Raw genomic sequence first — 18,898 nt, forward strand, 5'->3', positions numbered from 1 at the left:
CGATGCTGCCTAAAGCAGAGAAAAAGCGCAATCGTGCAGGGATCAGTCCTTCGGTGGGCTGAGCAGGAAGTTTCCTTTCATCAGGTCGGGATCATCCGAATCGAGGGTTTGTACCTGCGCTTCATCCTTGAGGTTGACCCCCGACAACTGCCGGCGACAGGCCTCCCGCATCAAGTAAAGCAGGCGGTGAGCGGCCATGCCGTAGCTCAAGCCTTCCAGGCGCACATTGGAGATGCAGTTGCGGTAGGCGTCAGTGAGTCCGACCTTGGGGTTGTAGGTGAAATACAGCCCCAGGCTGTCCGGCGAGCTGAGCCCCGGCCGCTCGCCGATCAGGATCACTACCATTTTTGCCCCGAGCAACTGGCCGACTTCATCCGCGACGGCGACACGGCCCTGCTCCACCAGAATCACCGGTGACAGCGACCAGCCTTCAGCGTGGGTTTGTTCCTCCATGCGTGTAAGAAACGGCAACGTATGTTTATGCACCGCCAGGGCCGACAAGCCATCGGCCACCACCACCGCCAGGTCCACGCCGCCGGGGTTGGCTTCGGCATAGTCCCGCAGGGCCTGGGCGGATTCATCACTGAGGCGGCGCCCAAGGTCCGGGCGTTGCAGGTAGCTGTGACGGTCGACGGCGGCGCTGTGCAGCAGCAGGCTGTCGCGGCCACGCTCCGCCAATTGGCTGCTGAGCCCTGCATGATCAAACGGCAGGTGTACCGCGTCGCGGGCCTGGGCATGGGCGAACTGGAAATCCAGCTGCGCGCCGGTAGGCATGCTGGTGCCGGTACGGCCCAGGGCAATTCGCGCCGGGGTCAGGCGCCGCAGCTCAAGCCACGGGTTGTCCACGTTGTTTTCCGGGGTGTCGATGTGCACGGGCGGTTCCTTCTTCATCCCAGTTGCGCCAAGGCGTGGCGGAATGCCGGTGGCAGGCTGTTGCCGAAGTGCACCTTGCCGTCGGCTTGCGTGAAGATGCCCATTTTCGCCAGCCACTGTTCAAACTCCGGTGCCGGCTTTAAACCCAATGTTTGGCGGGCGTACAGCGCGTCGTGAAATGAAGTGGTCTGGTAGTTGAGCATGATGTCGTCGGAGCCCGGGATGCCCATGATGAAGTTGATCCCGGCCACGCCCAGCAGGGTGAGCAGGGTGTCCATGTCGTCCTGGTCGGCTTCGGCATGGTTGGTGTAGCAGATGTCGCACCCCATGGGCACGCCCAGCAGCTTGCCGCAGAAGTGGTCTTCGAGGCCGGCGCGGATGATCTGCTTGCCGTTGTACAGGTACTCGGGGCCGATAAATCCTACGACCGTGTTCACCAAAAACGGCTTGAAATGCCGGGCGACGGCATAGGCGCGGGTTTCGCAGGTTTGCTGGTCGACGCCAAAGTGTGCGTTGGCCGACAAGGCGCTGCCCTGGCCGGTTTCGAAATACATCAGGTTTTGCCCGAGGGTGCCGCGGTTCAGGCTCAGGCCCGCATCGTAGCCTTCCTGCAGCACGCTCAGGCTGATGCCGAAACTGGCATTGGCCGCCTCGGTGCCGGCGATCGACTGGAACACCAGGTCCAGCGGCACGCCACGGTTGATGGCTTCGATGGAGGTGGTGACGTGGGTCAGCACGCAGGCCTGGGTCGGGATTTCATAACGCTGGATGATCGCGTCGAGCATTTCCAGCATCGCGCAGATCGAGGCGATGCTGTCGGTGGCCGGGTTGATGCCGATCATGGCGTCGCCGTTGCCGTAGAGCAGGCCGTCAAGAATGCTCGCGGCGATACCGGCCGGCTCATCGGTGGGATGGTTGGGCTGCAGGCGGGTGGACAGGCGCCCGCGCAGGCCCATCGTGCCGCGGAACTGTGTGACGACGCGGATTTTCTGCGCCACCAGTACCAGGTCCTGCACACGCATGATCTTCGACACGGCGGCGGCCATTTCCGGTGTCAGCCCGGGCGCCAGGGCGCGCAGGCTCTGTTCGTCGGCCGCGTCGCTGAGCAGCCAATCCCGCAAACCCCCGACGGTCAGGTGGCTGACCACGGAAAACGCCTGTTTATCGTGGGTATCGATAATCAGCCGGGTGACTTCGTCGCTTTCGTACGGGATCAACACTTCTTCGAGAAAGTGCTTCAACGGAATGTTGGCCAAGGCCATTTGCGCCGCGACCCGCTCGCCATCGTTCTGGGCGGCAACACCCGCCAAAAAATCCCCGGAGCGGGCCGGGCTGGCCTTGGCCATCACGTCCTTGAGGCTGTCGAAGCGGTAGGTCAATGCACCGACCGCGTGGGAAAAGCTTGCCATACAGAGTCTCCTTTTCGGCGCGGGCGGAATGTGAGTAAAGCGCCCGCGCCGAGGTTTACGGCGTTTAGTGCAAGGCGGCCTCTGCGGCCTGGATCGCCGCAAATTCTTCTTCCGGCGTGCCTGCTACCAAGTGATGCCGACTGTAGAAAGCAAAGTAAGCAATTAATACTCCATAGATGATCGCGGCGCCAATCACCACGCGCGGATCCACCAGAAAGCCCGCCACAACAGCGATGCAGGCCAGTACCAGGGCGACGCCCGAGGTGAAGATGCCGCCCGGAGTACGGTAAGGGCGGTCCATTTTGGGGCGGCGGATGCGCAAGGTAATGTGCGCGGCCATCATCAGCACGTAGGAAATGGTCGCGCCGAATACGGCGACCAGGATCAGCAAATCGCCTTGGCCGGTCAGCGACAGGCCGAACCCGATGATGCCGGGGATCACCAGGGCCAGTACCGGTGCCTTGCTTTTGTTGGTCTGCGACAGCTTGCGCGGCAGGTAGCCGGCGCGGGACAGGGCGAAGATCTGCCGGGAGTAGGCGTAGATGATCGAGAAGAAACTCGCGATCAGCCCGGCCAGGCCCACCAGATTGACGAAGTGGCCCATCCACGTGGAGCCGCCGTAGGCTTTGGACAAGGCCTCCACCAGCGGATTGCCCGATGCCATCAGCGCGTAGGCGCCAGCACCGCCGGGGGCGATTACCAAAATCAGCAGGGCGAAGCTGGTCAGTACCACAATGGCGCCGATCAGGCCGCGGGGCAGGTCGCGTTTGGGGTTCTTGGTTTCTTCAGCGGCCAGGGGCACGCCTTCGACCGCAAGGAAAAACCAGATCGCATAGGGAATCGCCGCCCACACGCCGACATAACCGAAGGGCAGGAAAGTGCTGGCGCCCTTGGCCTCGGTCACCGGGATGTCCAGCAGGTTGGCGACACTGAAGTGCGGCACCATCGACACCAGGAACACACCCAGGGCAATCGCGGCGACGGCGGTAATCACAAACATCAGCTTCAGCGCTTCACCCACGCCGAAGATGTGGATGCCGATAAAGATGATGTAGAACGCCAGGTAGATCATCCAGCCGCCAATGCCGAACAGCGACTCGCAATAGGCGCCGATAAACACCGCGATGGCGGCGGGGGCGATGGCGTATTCGATAAGGATCGCGGTGCCGGTGAGGAACCCGCCCCAGGGGCCGAACGCGCTTCGGGCAAAGCCGTAGCCGCCGCCGGCGGTAGGAATCATGGAAGACAGTTCGGCCAGGGAGAAACACATGCACAGGTACATGGTGGCCATCAGCAGTGTGGCGAGGAACATGCCGCCCCAGCCACCCTGGGCCAGGCCGAAGTTCCAGCCGGCGTAGTCGCCGGAGATGACGTAGGCAACCCCGAGACCGACTAATAGTACCCAGCCGGCAGCGCCTTTTTTCAGTTCCCGTTGTTGGAAGTATTCGGTGCCGACCTTTTCAAAGTCGACGGAAGACCCGGACGCCGGAGCGCCATTCGGTTCGCTGGGCATGATGGAATCCCTTTCTTATTGTTTTATCCCGGCTTACTTAAGTAAGCCGAATGAGTAGCAAGGTCTTGTGAAGATCAAGTGTGGTAGCGGGCTTGCTCGCGAATGCGGTAGTCAGTTGAAAACTCAGTAACTGATACACCGCATTCGCGAGCAAGCCCGCTCCCACATTTTTATTGCATTTCAAATGTGGGAGCGGGTTGTGAGTTAGAAGAAGCCCAGCGGATTGATGTCGTAGCTCACCAGCAGGTTTTTGGTCTGCTGATAGTGATCAAGCATCATCTTGTGAGTCTCACGGCCCACACCGGACTTCTTGTAACCACCGAACGCGGCATGCGCCGGGTACAGGTGGTAGCAGTTGGTCCATACACGCCCGGCCTTGATCGCCCGGCCCATGCGGTAGGCGCGGTTGATGTCGCGGGTCCACAGGCCGGCACCCAGGCCGAACTCGGTGTCGTTGGCAATCGCCAGGGCTTCGGCTTCATCCTTGAACGTGGTGATGCTCACCACCGGGCCAAAGATTTCTTCCTGAAACACCCGCATCTTGTTGGTGCCCTTGAGCAGGGTTGGCTGGATGTAATAGCCGGTGGCCAGATCGCCGGTCAGCTTCTCGACCTTGCCGCCGGTGAGCAGCTCGGCGCCTTCGCCCTTGGCGATTTCGAGGTAGGACAAAATCTTGTCGAATTGCTGCTCGGACGCCTGGGCGCCGACCATGGTGTCGGTGTCCAGCGGGTCGCCACGTTTGATCGACTCGACCTTCTTCATCACCACTTTCATGAAGTCGTCGTAGATCGACTCTTCCACCAGCGCGCGGGAAGGGCAGGTGCACACTTCGCCCTGGTTGAAGAACGCCAGCACCAAACCTTCGGCGGCCTTCTCGATGAATTGCGGTTCGGCTTTCATGATGTCGGCGAAGAAGATGTTCGGCGACTTGCCGCCCAGCTCAACGGTGGACGGAATGATGTTCTCGGCGGCCGCGTGCATGATGTGCGAGCCCACTGGCGTGGAGCCGGTGAAGGCGATCTTGGCGATGCGCTTGCTGGTGGCCAGGGCTTCGCCGGCTTCTTTGCCGTAGCCGTGCACCACGTTCAGCACGCCCGGCGGCAGCAGGTCGCCGATCAGTTCCATCAGCACGTTGATGCCCAGCGGGGTTTGCTCGGCAGGCTTGAGCACCACGCAGTTACCTGCGGCCAGGGCTGGCGCGAGTTTCCAGGCGGCCATCAGCAGCGGAAAGTTCCACGGGATGATCTGGCCGACCACGCCCAGCGGTTCGTGGAAGTGGTAAGCGGCGGTGTGTTCGTTGATCTCGGCGCTGCTGCCTTCCTGGGCGCGGATGCAGCCGGCGAAGTAGCGGAAGTGATCCGCGGCCAGCGGGATGTCGGCGTTCAGGGTTTCGCGCACGGCCTTGCCGTTGTCCCAGGTTTCGGTGATGGCCAGCAGTTCGAGGTTCTGTTCGATGCGGTCGGCGATTTTCAGCAGTACCAGCGAGCGGTCCTGGGCCGAGGTCTTGCCCCAGGCGTCAGCGGCGGCGTGGGCGGCGTCCAGGGCCTTGTCGATATCCTTGGCAGTGGAGCGCGGGAATTCGGCGATGGGCTTGCCGTTGACCGGCGAGGTGTTGGTGAAATAGTTGCCATCGACCGGCGCGACAAACTCACCGCCGATGTAGTTGCCGTACTTGGCCTTGAACGAAACGATCGCGCCTTCAGTACCGGGGTGTGCGTAACGCATGGTGGGTATCTCCTGGCTTTTTGTGTTTATTGGAGGACGCACGGTTGTGCTTGTTAAAGCGTAGAGCAAAGGTCGGGCCAGTGCCTCGTAGAGCCTGTAAATCAAGGGTTTAGAGGTTGTTGCAAACCGTTGCTGTGGCAAGCTTGGTACAGCCTGGGTGACAGTTTGTGCCATAAGCGGTACAGCCTGTGACCGGTGGGTCTGCCCGGGATTGCATTGGTCGGGAGGCTGGAGGATGCTGGGCACTCGCGCGCGGTGTACTTCACGCAGGGAGAATAATAAGAACATGCAAAACGATCATTTCAGTCGCCATGCCCAACAAGTCCTGACGGTCACCCGTGGGCAGGACCCGCTGCATGGCCCCGGCAGCGATCCGTCCATCGCCCGCTCCTGGCTGCGTTGTCTTGAGGACTATCACCTCGACCCCGCACTGACCATCGCGCCCACGGTGCTCGAACATGGCCGCCTGCTGGAAAGCCGCGAACGCCTGCAACAAGTGCTGAGCATCGCCGGCAATGAAATGAACAGCCTGCATCAACAGCTCTCCGGCGCCGGCCATGCGGTGCTGCTGACCGACGCCCGCGGGGTGATCCTCAACTGCGTCACCGCCCCCAGCGAGCGCAAGATCTTCGAGGGTGCCGGGCTGTGGCTGGGTGCCGATTGGAGCGAGGCCTGCGAAGGCACCAACGGCATCGGCACCTGCCTGGTGGAGCGCCAGTCCCTGACGATTCATCGCGATGAACACTTTCGTGGCCGACATACCGGCCTGACCTGCTCGGCCAGCCCGGTGTTCGACCCTCATGGCGAACTGCTGGCGGTGCTGGATGTGTCTTCGGCCCGGGAGGCTGTGTCGCGCCAGAGCCAGTTCCACACCATGGCGCTGGTCAATCTTTCGGCGAAGATGATCGAAAGCTGTTACTTCCTGCGCCATTTTGAGCACCACTGGTTGCTGCGCTTTCATTTGCAGGCCGAGTCTGTGGGCCTGTTCAGCGAAGGGCTGCTGGCGTTCGATGGTGAAGGGCGCATTTGTGCGGTTAACCAGAGTGCGTTGAACCTGCTCGGGCAAATCCGTGGCGGGTTGTTGGGGCAGCCGGTCGAGGCGTTTTTCGATTGTTCGCTCGATGAGTTGCTCGGGCGTGCCAGCGCGAACGCCAGCGCCAGTTGGCCCCTGCGTACCCGCGATGGCCGTGGCTTGTTCGCGGTGTTGCGCGGCCAGCCACGCAGCGTACCGGTGCCGGTGGCCCACGCCTTGCCGGAGCGGCCGCGATTGCCGGGCATTTGCCTTGGAGACGCGGCGCTGCAAAACGATTTCCGCAGAGCCTTGCGGGTGTTCGAGCGTGATGTGCCTTTGCTGATCCAGGGGGAAACCGGGTCTGGCAAAGAGGCGTTTGCCAAGGCCGTGCACCATGCAAGCCTGCGCGCAGATAAAGCCTTTGTGGCCCTCAACTGCGCAGCCATCCCGGAAAGCCTCATCGAAAGCGAGCTGTTCGGTTATCGCGGCGGCAGTTTTACCGGCGCCCGCAAGGAAGGCATGCGCGGCAAGCTTCAGCAGGCAGATGGTGGCACGTTGTTTCTGGATGAAATCGGCGATATGCCGCTGGCTTTGCAAACCCGGCTATTAAGGGTGCTTGAAGACCGCTTGGTAGTGCCCATCGGCGGTGAACCGCAAGCGGTGGACGTCAGAATTATCAGCGCTACCCACCGTAATCTGCTTGATCGGGTGCAGGACGGTAGTTTTCGTGAAGACCTGTATTACCGGCTCAATGGCCTGGAAGTGGCCTTGCCGCCGTTGCGCGAGCGCAGTGACAAGTTGCAACTGCTGGACTTCCTGTTGGCCGAAGAAGCGGGAGATCAGGCGGTGCAGCTTGACGGCGAGGCCCGCCAGGCCCTGTTGGCGTTCGCGTGGCCGGGCAACGTGCGGCAGTTGCGCACGGTGTTGCGCACCCTCGCCGCACTGTGTGAGGACGGGAGGGTGAGGCTTGATGACCTGCCTGCACAGATTCGTGCCGTGCAAACCGTGCCGGTGGCGGTGAGTGAACCGGCAAACTCATTGCTGGATGCTGCCGAGCGCCAGGCATTGCTGGCAACATTGGTGCAGCAACGCTGGCATATGACGCACGTGGCGACCGTGCTTGGAGTCAGTAGAAATACGCTTTATAGAAAGTTACGTAAGTATGGTATAGCGCGTCAGGTTTAATGATGACGTTACCTGTTCTGGCTGTGAGTGATCAATCTGTGTTGTGGGCGACTGTGCGTTAAATAATTGGCGTCGCACCGTATTAATGTTTTGTCATGTATTTTCGTGTGTGGGTGACTGTCTTCTGGAACGTTCATTATCTGTTTAGTTACTAAGTTGGCGGTTGTCGATTGTCTCGATAACTCGCTAATAGCGCTTATGGGTAAATAGTAACAACAAGTGAGATAATAATCATGAATAGTATTAGAATTCGGCCCAACACGGTCAATCTACCTCCAGTGAATACACCACCGGCCCCGCGCAATGGCGGTGTAACGCCTCCGATAGTACGTCCCGGTGGCCAGGGCAGCTCCCCTCCAATAGCTCCCCAACCTAAACCCCGGTTAGGGAAAAATCCGGCCACAGACACCTCCACAACGCTACCCAAGCCCGAGAAACCCAATAATTTTCAAACGCTGACACAACAAAAATTGATGAACCAAGGGCCTGCCAACCGGCCGTTCAAGCCTCAGGCCAGCGCAGATCCTAAAGATATGGCACAGGTGACTCAAAACCTGATGGTTGCTGATCGCCTGGTCAAGGCTAAGGTGTTCGACACCTCGCCCCAGGCGGCGACGGTAGCCCGCGACGCCTTTGTCAGTGCGGGTGTAAGCGGATTGGTCAGTGCTCCCCTGAGTATTGGTACCTACGCAGGCTCGGTTTGGTCTGGCGAGACAATCAAGGCGCAGTTTACAAACAATACGCCACTGCTCCCTCCGGCTCACCAGCCGGCTCCAAGCACGCAGGTGCCTGCCGCGAAAACCGACGGGACAGCATCGGTCGTCGCCACGCAGGACACCGACACGGGTGCCACGACCGCGCGCTTGGGCCTGGCCGAGTTGCGCATGGAAGTCATTGCCAACAATATTATGGCAATGCGTCAAGGAACGAATGCTCTGGCACTTAAAATGAGCGACTCCTCGTCGTCGCGTACGCCAAGCGAGCGCCTGGAAACGCTTGAGGCCTTGTATAAAACTGCGGAGGAACAGCTTAAAAAACTGGCGGACGAAAGCGACATGGTATTCCGGCCTTACATTGCCACTCCCGCAGACGGCACCGATGACAAAGGCCGTCTGGATGTTATTGATAAGAAATTCGACGCATTAAACAAGTTCATAGGGAAGTTGTTGCACATGAAAACGCTGGAATTACCGGCGGAGTCTGCCGAAACAAAAGTCGTGTGACATAACCCCGCGTAAACTTTCGAGTCATGGATGATGCTCAGTCAAACTGGCGATGGGTCCGATGCCATGCATGCATCCTGTGGCACCGGACTTATCGAATATTCCCCTACGCTCTGACAAACAATGGCGGCTACCCCCCCCCAAGGCCTGCGTGCTACAGCTAAAGAGTGCGATTTTCCATTCCCTGCGCTAACCTGCCTCGATGTTTTACGAGGTCGACTATGCACATTCATATTCTCGGTATTTGCGGCACGTTCATGGGCTCGATGGCGGTGCTCGCCAAAGAACTGGGCCATCATGTTACTGGCTCCGATGCCAACGTTTACCCACCCATGAGCACGCAACTGCAGGCCCAGGGCATTGAGCTGACCCAAGGTTATGACCCGGCGCAATTCGACCCGGTCCCGGACCTTGTCGTGATCGGCAATGCCATGGTGCGCGGTAACCCGGCAGTCGAATATGTACTGAATAAAGGTTTGCCTTACGTGTCTGGCCCGCAATGGCTGGCCGACCATGTGTTGCAAGGCCGTTGGGTACTCGCCGTTGCCGGTACCCATGGCAAGACCACCACCAGCAGCATGCTGGCCTGGGTGCTGGAGCATGCGGGCATGAGCCCGGGCTTCCTGATTGGTGGCGTGCCGCAGAATTTCTCGGTGTCGGCGCGCCTCGGCGACACCCCGTTTTTTGTCATCGAAGCCGATGAGTACGATAGCGCGTTCTTCGACAAACGCTCCAAGTTCGTTCACTACCGCCCGCGTACGGCGATCCTGAACAACCTGGAGTTCGATCACGCGGACATCTTCCCTGATCTGGCGGCCATCGAGCGGCAGTTCCACCACTTGGTGCGCACCATTCCCAGCGAAGGCCTGGTGATTCACCCCACCACCGAACCTGCCCTGCAGCGAGTTATCGAGATGGGCTGCTGGACCCCGGTACAAACCACCGGTGCTGGCGGCCAATGGCAGGTCAAACTGCTGAGCGAAGATGGCTCCAAATTTGAAGTGCTGTTCGAAGGCGTCGCCCAAGGCATCGTCGATTGGGACATGACCGGCCAGCACAACGTCGCCAATGCCTTGGTCACCCTGGCGGCTGCGCGGCATGTCGGCGTGGTGCCGTCCATGGGCATTGCGGCCTTGAGCGCGTTCAAAAGCGTCAAGCGCCGGATGGAAAAGGTCGCCGAAGTGAATGGGATTACCATCTATGACGACTTTGCCCACCACCCGACGGCCATCGCCACTACCCTGGATGGCTTGCGCAAGCGTGTGGGTGATGCCCAGGTGATCGCGATTATCGAGCCGCGCTCCAACTCCATGAAGCTGGGCGCCCACCGTGATGGTTTGCCGGAAAGCGTCAACGATGCCGACCAGGTTGTGTGGTACGCGCCGGCCAACCTCGGTTGGGACCTGCCTGCCATCGCCGCGTTGTGCACGGTGCCGTCGATTTGCCGCGACTCACTGGAAGGCATTATCGAACACGTGAAACACCAGGCCAGGCCCGGCACTCACGTGGTGATCATGAGCAACGGCGGCTTTGGCGGCCTGCATGGCAAACTCGCCGAGGCCCTGAAGTGAGCGGCCCGGAACGCGTCACCCTGGCGATGACCGGTGCGTCCGGCGCGCCCTATGGCTTGCGCCTGCTGGACTGCCTGGTGCGCGAAGACCGCGAGGTGCACTTCCTGATCTCCAAGGCCGCGCAACTGGTGCTGGCCACCGAGACCGATGTGGCGTTGCCGCCCAAAGTGCAGATGATGCAGGCCTTCCTCACCGAGTACACCGGTGCGGCGGCGGGGCAGATCAAGGTCTATGGCAAGGAAGACTGGATGTCACCGGTGGCGTCGGGCTCCGGTGCACCGGCCGCGATGGTGGTGGTGCCGTGTTCCACCGGGACCCTGTCGGCGATTGCCACGGGCGCCTGCAACAATCTGATCGAGCGCGCGGCGGACGTGACCTTGAAGGAGCGTCGCCAGTTGATTCTGGTGCCGCGCGAAGCGCCGTATTCGAGCATCCATCTGGAGCACATGCTCAAGCTGTCGAACATGGGTGTGACTATCTTGCCGGCGTCGCCGGGCTTCTATCACCAGCCGCAGACCATCGATGACCTGGTGGACTTTGTGGTGGCGCGGATTCTCAACCTGCTGAACATTCCCCAGGACATGCTGCCGCGCTGGGGCGAGCACCATTTGAGCAGTGATGAATAAACTATTGATGGTGCTGCTGGCGCTGCAACTGACCGGGTGTGCGACTGCGCGAACCCTGGACGCAGCCCAGCCCGGCGCGCCGGTGGTGTATGCCGGCACGCGGCTGGACATGTATGCGATTCAGGGCGGGTGCTGCGCGATGGACCGTTTTGGGGCCGAGGCGCCGAGCTATCCCCATGTCGACCTGCCGGCCAGTGCCTTGCTCGACACGCTGCTGTTGCCGCTGTCGGTGCTGACGGTGCTGGGGGTTGGGTTTAACGCGACGGGCGGGCTTTAGTACTTATCCCAGTATTAACAGAAATCCAATGTGGGAGCGGGCTTGCTCGCGAATGCGGTGGATCAGTCACTGTATCATTGACTGATCCACCGCATTCGCGAGCAAGCCCGCTCCCACATTTTGATTGTGTTCGGCCTGGAATACGGGTTACTTGCCGAGCTTGCGCAGCTCGTCCGACTCTATAACCCGCACCCCATCCTGCTCTTCCAGCGCCAGTCGCCACATCGCCCGCGCCAGTTCGCACACTTCAATGCCGTGGTACTTGCCCGGAATCAGCCGCGACAATGGCCCGGCCAGTTGCTCGGCCAGCCGCGGTTCCAATCGCTCACCCAACAACAGCGAAGGTCGGACGATGGTCAACTGCGGCCAATCCTGGGCTTTCAACGCCTGTTCCATCTCGCCCTTGACGCGGTTGTAGAAGATCGAGGATTTCGGGTCGGCGCCGATTGCGCTGATCACGATCAGGTGTCGCGCCCCCATTTCCCGGGCGCGCTTGGCAAAGGCCACGACCATGTCCAGGTCGACGGCGCGGAACGCTTCTTCGGAGCCGGCCTGCTTGATGGTGGTGCCCAGGCAGCAGAAGGCGATGTCCACCTGGCCGCTCAGTTGCGGCAGGAATACTGCCGGGTCGCCCACCGGGTTTTCCAGGTGTGGATGCTCGGCCAGAGGCTTGCGGCTGGGTGCCAGCACGCGGGTCACGGTCGGCTCGTTGAGCAGGCGGTCCAGCAGGTGCTCCCCGGTCAAGCCGGAGGCTCCGGCGAGCAAGATATGCTGAGGCGTCAGGTACATGATGTTTCCCCCTTTATACAGATTCAGCTTAGTTGCTCTTGGCTTCCTTGCTATTCATTGAGACGCTTTCGAGCGCCTTTCGTGCCTGCTGTTTGCGTAATAATTGCCAATGGGCGATTACGCCTTTGGGGGCCCAGATCTGCGGTTCGGAGGCTTCGAAGTTGTCCGCCTGTTCGCGTTCGGCCACGTGGGTCTGTGCCAGCTTGAAGGCTTGCTGCAAGTCGTCGGTCTGGTTGAAGGCCTGGGCGAAGAGGGCGTCGCCGAAGTAGGTGAAGTCGGCCTCTTCGGAGCAGCCGAACGACACACGATCGGCGCGCGAGGCGGTCATGATCAGGGTGTGTTCGTCCTTCAGGGCCGGGATGAACCCGCCGGAGTAGCAGGCCGAAATCACGATGATCTTGTCGCGGTTCTTCAGCGGTGCCAGCACGGCGGCCAGCTCATCGGCCGGCAGGTCGGCCAGCTCCATGCGCGGCTGGTCGAGCACCAGTTCGTGCTCGTGGGTGCCGTGGCTGGTCAGGTAGATAAACACCAGGTCTTGCGGGCCACTGCGTTCGGCCAAGGTCTGGACTGCGCGGCGCAGGCTTTCGCGAGTGGCCATCGGGCGGTCGGCAATATGGTCGCGATGGTTCACCAGGCGGATCTGGCCGTAGGCGCCGAAGCGCGTGGCGAGCATGTTGCTGACGTAGTCGGCTTCGCGCAGGAACACGCTTTGTTTGCCGTCGCCGGCCACCACCAGGGTGTACAGCTCCACCCCCGATTTGGACGCGGGCACGGCGGCGAGGGCGGCATCCAGCAAGTGGCCCTGGGCAAACAGGCCGATTTCCAGCGGGTCAGGCAACAATTTGCCCTCGGCGTCGCGCACGCGCATGCCGTTGACCCAGGTGCCGGCCTGCACGGTGCCGTCGGTGAGCACCAAAGTGCCACGACCTTGATAGCTGTCGCTGTCGAAGCCGCCAATATAGAAGCTGCCGTCGGTGAGGTTCAGGCGGCCTGTGCCTGTGAAGCGCCAGTCGACGAACTGGCCGACGTAGTGGCTGCCATCGACGCCGATCAGTTCGCCCTTGCCGCTGAGGGCGCCTTCCTTGAATTCGCCGATCCATACGTCGCCGTCGGCGTTTTCGTAGCGGCCCTTGCCGTTGAGCTGGTTTTGTTTGAAATGGCCGATGTACATGTCGCCGTCGGCGCTGTTGAAGGTGCCGTTGCCCTCCAGCTGGCCATCGACGAAGCGGCCGCTGAACTGGTTGCCGCTGTCGTCGTTGCGCTGGCCTTCGCCGTTGGGCTTGCCGTGGGCGAACTGGCCCTGGTACTGGCTGCCGTCGGCCAGCTCGAGGCGGCCGAGGCCGGAATACTGGTCGTCCTTGAATTCGCCGCGATAGGTCATCTGCCCTTCTTTGAGGGTGCCTTCGCCGTTGCGTTTGCCTTGCTTGAACCCGCCGACGTAGCTGTTGCCCGACGTGGTCAGGCTGCCCTGGCCGTCGAACAGGCCCTGCTGAAACTGGCCTTTATAGACCTCGCCGTTGCTGCCATGCCATTCGCCCTGGCCGTGCCACTGGCCTTTATCGAACTGGCCGGCGTACCAACTGCCATTGGGGTAATCCACCCGGCCCTGGCCTTGCAGCAAGCCATTGACCACATCGCCACGGTAACGACCGCCATCGGGCAGCCGCGCATCGGGCGGCAACAGCGATTCGCCGTCGCCGCACGCGGTGAGCAACAGGACAAGAGCAAGGGGAGCGAGTGGGCGCATAGCGGGATCCGGATAATTGAGCGCCGAGTATGCCGCAGCTGCGAGATCTATACATAAATTTACATGAATTGTGGTGAGCGGACGGGCTCACCACAGCCAGGCTTCAGACGAAGCAGAGTGACAACGATTCTGCAATGTAGGCCGGTTTTTCCTGGCCATCGATTTCCAGGGTGCAGGTGGCTTTAAGCAACCATTGCCCAGGTTTTTTCTCGGTGGCGTCGGTCAGGGTCACGGCCAGGCGCACCCTGGAGTCGACCTTCACGGGCTGGATGAAGCGCACGCTGTCCAGGCCATAGTTGACCGCCATCTTCAGGCCTTCGGGCATGATCAGGATGTCTTCGATCAGCTTGGGTATCAGCGACAGCGACAGGAAACCGTGGGCAATGGTGCCGCCAAACGGGGTCTGGGCGGCTTTCACCGGGTCGACGTGGATGAACTGAAAATCGCCGGTGGCTTCCGCGAACAGGTTGATACGTTCCTGGTCGATGGTGAGCCATGCAGAACGTCCCAGTTCCTTGCCGACATATTCTTTGAGTTGCGCTACGGGTACTGAGGGCATTGCGACTCTCCTTCTTTGCTCGGTTGGCTTCATCGTTTTTGTAGTTTTGGACAGGTCCAGAGAACCAATGTAGATCATCACGGGCACTTGGCCCGGTCAACCCACCATGCTTTTGGCGAATGCCGCTCCATAGAGGCAGCGTGCTTATAATGCCGACACGCTTTTGGGGGGAAGAACGGATGCTGTTACGCGGTCTGACATGGCTGGTGCTGTTTCAATTACTCGGCACGGCGATCAATCATTTGTTTGTCCCGGTGCTGCCGGGGCCGATTATCGGGCTGCTGCTGATGCTGGCCTTCCTGGTGTGGCGCGGCGAAGTCGGTGAACCCCTGAGCCTGGCGGCCAGCAGTCTGCTGCGTTATTTGCCGCTACTGCTGGTGCCGCCTGCGGTCGGTGTGATGGTGTATGCCAAGGACATTGCCGCCGACTTCTGGGCCATCGTCGGCGCGCTGGTGCTGTCGCTGGTGATCGCCATGGGCTTTGTCGGCGTGCTGATGCAGAAACTGGTCAAGCGCCAGGCGCAGCGGGAGGACGGCCAATGACACTGGACTGGCAGGGCGCCTGGGCCGCCGTGATTCATCACCCGTTGTTCGGCATCGGCATCACCCTCGGCGCCTATCAGCTGGTGCTGGCCGGTTTCGAGAAAACCCGCTGGATTTTCCTGCAACCGGTGCTGGTGTCGATGCTGTTGGTGATCGGCGTGTTGATCGGCTGTGGCCTGACGTACGTCGAGTACCGCAAGAGCACCGAGATCATGAGCATCCTGCTGGGCCCTGCGACGGTAGCCCTGGCGGTGCCGCTTTACCTGAATCTGCGACGAATTCGCCAATTGTTCTGGCCGATTTTTACTACGCTGGTGGTGGGAGGCGTATTGGCCACCGGCCTGTGCGTGCTGTTGGGCTGGTGGTTTGGCGCCGAACACATGATGCTGATGACCATGGCACCCAAGTCCGTGACCTCACCGATTGCGATGCTGGTGGCCGAGCAGATCGGCGGCGTGGCGGCATTGGCGGCGGTGTTCGTGCTGATCACCGGGGTGATCGGCGCGATGATCGGTCCGGCGTATCTGTCACGGTTGGGCGTGCACAGCCCCGAAGCGCGCGGTATGGCGCTGGGCATGACCGCCCACGCCGTAGGTACGTCGGTGGCCTTGCAGGAAAGCGAAGAGACCGGCGCCTTTGCGGCGCTGGCCATGAGTCTGATGGGCGTGGCCACGGCGGTGCTCCTGCCGTTGGCTGTGTCGCTGGTTATTTAAGTCGGGTTTAAGGAAACCTTTATGAGTCTGGCGCTTTTCCCGCTCAATACCGTGCTGTTTCCCGGGTGCACCCTCGACCTGCAGCTGTTCGAGGCGCGTTACCTGGACATGATCAGCCGCTGCATGAAAAAGGGCGAAAGCTTTGGCGTGGTGTGCATCCTCGAGGGCAAGGAAGTGGGGCTGGCGCCGGATGGCTATGCGTTGATTGGCTGCGAGGCGCTGATCCGCGACTTCAAGCAGCAGGACAATGGCCTGCTGGGGATTCGGGTCGAGGGTGGCCGGCGTTTCCGCGTGCGTGATGCCGGTGTGCAGAAGGACCAGTTGCTGGTGGCCGAGGTGCAATGGCTGCACGAGCATCCCGAGCAACCGCTGGAAGAGGAAGACGCTGACTTGCTGGCGTTGCTTCATGCCCTGGCCGAGCATCCGATGGTGGCGTCCCTGGATATGGGCACCCACGCCGATGGACAGCAAGCCCTGGGCAATCAGTTGGCCTATCTGCTGCCCTTTACCGAGGCCGACAAGATCGACCTGTTGCAACTCGATGACCCGCAACAGCGCCTGGACGCGATCCAGTTGCTGCTGGATGAGTTGCAGGGCGAGCTGTTCACCTGACCCGCGAGTGTCACTCGGACTTGTCCTTCCCGGTCTTCAGATTTTCCGTGGTTGTCCTGATCCCGTTGCCTGAAATAGTTGGCAGTCACGTAACGATGATCAGGGGGAAAGGATGATTCGGCTTTCGCAATCGGAGCAAGTCGTGTGGGATGCGTTTTTTATGGCCGTCACCACGCAAATTCTTCATATGAACGACGGTCGCGGCGCGGAGTACATCGCCGAACGCGCCGCGGAGATGGCTGACGAAATGCTTCTGGAGCGGCGCGAGCGCAGCGTCGAACGCCGCGCTGCACCCCTGGATTGGCTGGGGCCTGCCTAGTAGGCATACCTCAGCAGCGCGTGGGAAGTGCCGGTAAACGCAATGAACCCGAGCACCGCGCCACACACCGGCAGAATCAGCCACCAGACTTTCGGCGGCATCGGTGGCAACAGGCTGCGGTGCTGGCTTAACGTCAGGCTGAAGGCGCACACCGTCATTGCCAGCAGGGTGCCGGCCAGGATGTCCGTCGGCCAGTGTGCACCCAGGTACACCCGGGAAATCGCGATGGTGGCGGCGGGAATGCAGCCAAGCACCAGCCAGGTCAGGCGCAGTCGTGTCGGTTGACCGCGACCGGCAAGCACTGCCAAGGCCAGGAAGAATGCAAACGAGCCGGACGCATGGCCGCTGGGCATGCTGAAGCTGGTGAGCGGGTCGGTCAGCACTTCGGGGCGCATCCGCGCAAAAAACAGCTTGGTCCCGGTATTGATCAGCGCCGCGCCCAGCAGGGTGGCGCCGACAAAGATTGCCTGGCGCCATTGCCGCGCCACCACCAGCAGGCCGGTCAGCACCGCGCTGGCGACAAACATCTTCTTGAACTCGCCGAGCTGGGTCACCATCACCATCGCCCGGTCGATCGCCGGGCCGCGGTGTTCCTGCACCAGTGCCATCAAGCCCTGGTCAAAGTCGTTGAGGTAGGGATAGCCGATAAACAACGCGATCAACAGTGTGCCGCCAATGCAGCCAATCCATAGGGTGGCGCGCCGATGGCCACGCAGGCTGCTGTTGAGGCTTACGCCGATCAACACTGCGAGACAGGCGGCGACAATCCCGGCCTCCGGCCAGAAGCCTTCGGGCAATGGCAGGCGGAAGGCCGCGCCGGTGGCCCAGCCCGGCAACAGATACGCCACCGACCAGCCTGCACCGGCCAGCAGGCTCACGGCGGCAAAACGCGGGAAGGGCATGTCGCACATGCCCGCAACCATCGGCAACATCGGCCGCAGCGGGCCAATGAAGCGGCCTACCAACAGGCTGGCGATGCCGTACTTCTGGAAGTAAGCCTCGGCGCCGCTCATCCATTCCGGGTGATGCCGCAGGCCGGGAAGGCGCCGGATGTTCTGGTGGAAATGGCGACCGAGGAAGTAGGAAACAACATCGCCCAGCACGCCGCCGAGGAAGCCCAGCAACAGGGTTTCTCCCAGTGACAGTGCGCCGCTGCCGGCCAGGGCGGCGATGGCAAACAGCAATACCGTGCCAGGTACGATCAGGCCGGCAATGGCCAGACACTCCACGCACGCCACGATAAACACCGCCACGGCCAGCCATTGCGGGTTCAGGGTCAGCCAGCCGGTAATGCTATCGAGCCATGGGCCCATACAATCAACTCCCTTTTGTAGATCGTCCTTGTGGGAGCCCGGCTTGCCGGCGATGGCGTCCTTGAGTCCGCTATCGCCGGGCAAGCCGGGCTCCTACAGGTTTATGTATGTTTTCAAATCAAAAAATAGTCGCGGCCTTCGACCTGGCCCCGGCGCAGCGGGTTCCGTGTGCAATACGGCGCATAACCGGCATCGACGAAGCGGTACATCAGGTGTTCATCGCGCCCACCGGGAATGCCCAGGCGGGTGGTCTGGATGATCTGCGCTGGCGCCAGCCCTACGTCTTCCACGTAGAGCAGTTCCTGGTCAAAGCGCTTGGCGTCCCACATCGGCACCTTCAAACCCAGCGCCTTGCACAGCAAGGTCTGGCCGGCGCACAGCTTTTGCGAGGGTCGTGGCCTGCCGCTGGCGTCCGGGTTATTCAGCAGCATCTGCGCCAGGCTGGCCGGGCCGGAGACTTCGTCGACCCACGGATAGGCTGATTTGATCAGCACCGCATTGCCCGGACCGTGGGCGCTGAAGTTCAGCGAATCACCGCCGCGGGCGTAGTACATATAGATGTGCCCGCCATCCAGAAACAAAGCCTTACGCTTTTCTGTGTAGCCCAAGGACGCGTGGCTGCCTTTTTCGGCGAGGTAATACGCTTCGGTTTCGATAATTCGTGCCGACAGCCACAAATCACCAACACGATGGCGAATGACTTTTCCGAGCAATTCGCGCGCGAGCAGTTGCGCGTCACGGTCGAAAAAGCCGTCGGGCAGGGCGTTGGCGGGGATCAGCGGCGAGAAACTGGACATGGCGATCAAAGGTAATACGGCTAAATGTGACAGGATGATAACAACTCCAGCCTTAATTCCCGCTGAACGTCGGGTTTTTACAGTTCATTTCGA

General features: G+C 61.0%; 18 protein-coding genes. 9 read left to right on the forward strand and 9 right to left on the reverse strand.

Features of this window, described 5'->3' with window-relative positions; translation table 11 throughout:
- Positions 1–42: 42 nt before the first annotated feature.
- The 4 genes from eutC to HX814_RS18260 form a co-directional block, all read right to left on the reverse strand.
- On the reverse strand, positions 43–891 hold the full coding sequence (gene eutC / locus HX814_RS18245; RefSeq protein ID WP_003219391.1) for an ethanolamine ammonia-lyase subunit EutC: 849 nt from the start codon (positions 889–891) through the stop codon (positions 43–45).
- Positions 888–2,282: an ethanolamine ammonia-lyase subunit EutB gene (locus tag HX814_RS18250; protein ID WP_003219393.1), complete on the reverse strand. Its 1,395-nt coding sequence runs from the start codon at positions 2,280–2,282 to the stop codon at positions 888–890. Before HX814_RS18250 ends, eutC begins: the two co-directional genes overlap by 4 nt.
- A 64-nt stretch (positions 2,283–2,346) precedes the next feature.
- Positions 2,347–3,795 (reverse strand): ethanolamine permease, encoded by a 1,449-nt coding sequence (gene eat / locus HX814_RS18255; protein WP_008436523.1) that lies wholly within the window; start codon positions 3,793–3,795, stop codon positions 2,347–2,349.
- A gap of 204 nt (positions 3,796–3,999) precedes the next feature.
- A complete protein-coding gene (locus tag HX814_RS18260) occupies positions 4,000–5,520 on the reverse strand; it encodes an aldehyde dehydrogenase family protein (RefSeq protein ID WP_003219398.1) in 1,521 nt (506 codons plus the stop codon).
- Positions 5,521–5,806: 286 nt separating this feature from the next.
- Here HX814_RS18260 and HX814_RS18265 point away from each other — a divergent pair, with 286 nt between their 5' ends.
- The 5 genes from HX814_RS18265 to HX814_RS18285 all read left to right on the forward strand — a co-directional run bounded on the left by HX814_RS18265 (position 5,807) and on the right by HX814_RS18285 (position 11,414).
- Positions 5,807–7,717: a sigma-54-dependent Fis family transcriptional regulator gene (locus HX814_RS18265; RefSeq protein ID WP_177008860.1), complete on the forward strand. Its 1,911-nt coding sequence runs from the start codon at positions 5,807–5,809 to the stop codon at positions 7,715–7,717.
- 473 nt (positions 7,718–8,190) lie between these two features.
- Positions 8,191–8,940, forward strand: coding sequence for a hypothetical protein (locus tag HX814_RS18270; protein WP_256343969.1), 750 nt, complete (start codon positions 8,191–8,193; stop codon positions 8,938–8,940).
- Between the two features lie 221 nt (positions 8,941–9,161).
- Positions 9,162–10,511 carry a UDP-N-acetylmuramate:L-alanyl-gamma-D-glutamyl-meso-diaminopimelate ligase gene (mpl, locus tag HX814_RS18275; RefSeq protein WP_003219401.1) on the forward strand — a complete coding sequence of 450 codons (1,350 nt, stop codon included), beginning with the start codon at positions 9,162–9,164 and terminating at the stop codon, positions 10,509–10,511.
- Positions 10,508–11,137, forward strand: a complete 630-nt coding sequence (gene ubiX / locus HX814_RS18280; RefSeq protein ID WP_003219402.1) for a flavin prenyltransferase UbiX — start codon at positions 10,508–10,510, stop codon at positions 11,135–11,137. Before mpl ends, ubiX begins: the two co-directional genes overlap by 4 nt.
- Entirely contained in the window at positions 11,130–11,414 is a 285-nt protein-coding gene (locus tag HX814_RS18285; RefSeq protein ID WP_023659172.1) for a YceK/YidQ family lipoprotein, read from the forward strand. The genes ubiX and HX814_RS18285 overlap by 8 nt, the downstream gene beginning before the upstream one ends.
- 147 nt (positions 11,415–11,561) lie before the next feature.
- On the opposite strand, the gene HX814_RS18290 is transcribed toward HX814_RS18285, so the two are convergent.
- The 3 genes from HX814_RS18290 to HX814_RS18300 all read right to left on the reverse strand — a co-directional run bounded on the left by HX814_RS18290 (position 11,562) and on the right by HX814_RS18300 (position 14,509).
- Complete coding sequence (locus HX814_RS18290) at positions 11,562–12,203, reverse strand: oxidoreductase (protein WP_003215421.1); 642 nt, start codon at positions 12,201–12,203, stop codon at positions 11,562–11,564.
- A 28-nt stretch (positions 12,204–12,231) separates the two neighbouring features.
- Positions 12,232–13,950, reverse strand: coding sequence for a C13 family peptidase (locus HX814_RS18295; RefSeq protein ID WP_008436527.1), 1,719 nt, complete (start codon positions 13,948–13,950; stop codon positions 12,232–12,234).
- A gap of 103 nt (positions 13,951–14,053) precedes the next feature.
- Entirely contained in the window at positions 14,054–14,509 is a 456-nt protein-coding gene (locus HX814_RS18300) for a MaoC family dehydratase (RefSeq protein WP_003215423.1), read from the reverse strand.
- A 179-nt stretch (positions 14,510–14,688) separates the two neighbouring features.
- Here HX814_RS18300 and HX814_RS18305 point away from each other — a divergent pair, with 179 nt between their 5' ends.
- The 4 genes from HX814_RS18305 to HX814_RS18320 all read left to right on the forward strand — a co-directional run bounded on the left by HX814_RS18305 (position 14,689) and on the right by HX814_RS18320 (position 16,695).
- Positions 14,689–15,051 carry a CidA/LrgA family protein gene (locus HX814_RS18305; protein WP_003215424.1) on the forward strand — a complete coding sequence of 121 codons (363 nt, stop codon included), beginning with the start codon at positions 14,689–14,691 and terminating at the stop codon, positions 15,049–15,051.
- Positions 15,048–15,764, forward strand: coding sequence for an LrgB family protein (locus tag HX814_RS18310; protein ID WP_177008859.1), 717 nt, complete (start codon positions 15,048–15,050; stop codon positions 15,762–15,764). Before HX814_RS18305 ends, HX814_RS18310 begins: the two co-directional genes overlap by 4 nt.
- A 21-nt stretch (positions 15,765–15,785) precedes the next feature.
- Positions 15,786–16,376, forward strand: coding sequence for an LON peptidase substrate-binding domain-containing protein (locus tag HX814_RS18315; protein ID WP_177008858.1), 591 nt, complete (start codon positions 15,786–15,788; stop codon positions 16,374–16,376).
- 112 nt (positions 16,377–16,488) lie between these two features.
- A complete protein-coding gene (locus tag HX814_RS18320) occupies positions 16,489–16,695 on the forward strand; it encodes a hypothetical protein (RefSeq protein WP_003215427.1) in 207 nt (68 codons plus the stop codon).
- On the opposite strand, the gene HX814_RS18325 is transcribed toward HX814_RS18320, so the two are convergent.
- Both HX814_RS18325 and HX814_RS18330 read right to left on the reverse strand, forming a co-directional pair.
- A complete protein-coding gene (locus HX814_RS18325; RefSeq protein WP_102369966.1) occupies positions 16,692–18,008 on the reverse strand; it encodes a bifunctional DedA family/phosphatase PAP2 family protein in 1,317 nt (438 codons plus the stop codon). The genes HX814_RS18320 and HX814_RS18325 overlap by 4 nt on opposite strands.
- 113 nt (positions 18,009–18,121) lie before the next feature.
- Positions 18,122–18,805: a DNA-3-methyladenine glycosylase gene (locus tag HX814_RS18330; RefSeq protein ID WP_102369965.1), complete on the reverse strand. Its 684-nt coding sequence runs from the start codon at positions 18,803–18,805 to the stop codon at positions 18,122–18,124.
- Between the last annotated feature and the right edge of the window lie 93 nt (positions 18,806–18,898).

Source organism: Pseudomonas sp. C8002 (assembly GCF_013385765.1).
Taxonomy (GTDB): domain Bacteria; phylum Pseudomonadota; class Gammaproteobacteria; order Pseudomonadales; family Pseudomonadaceae; genus Aquipseudomonas.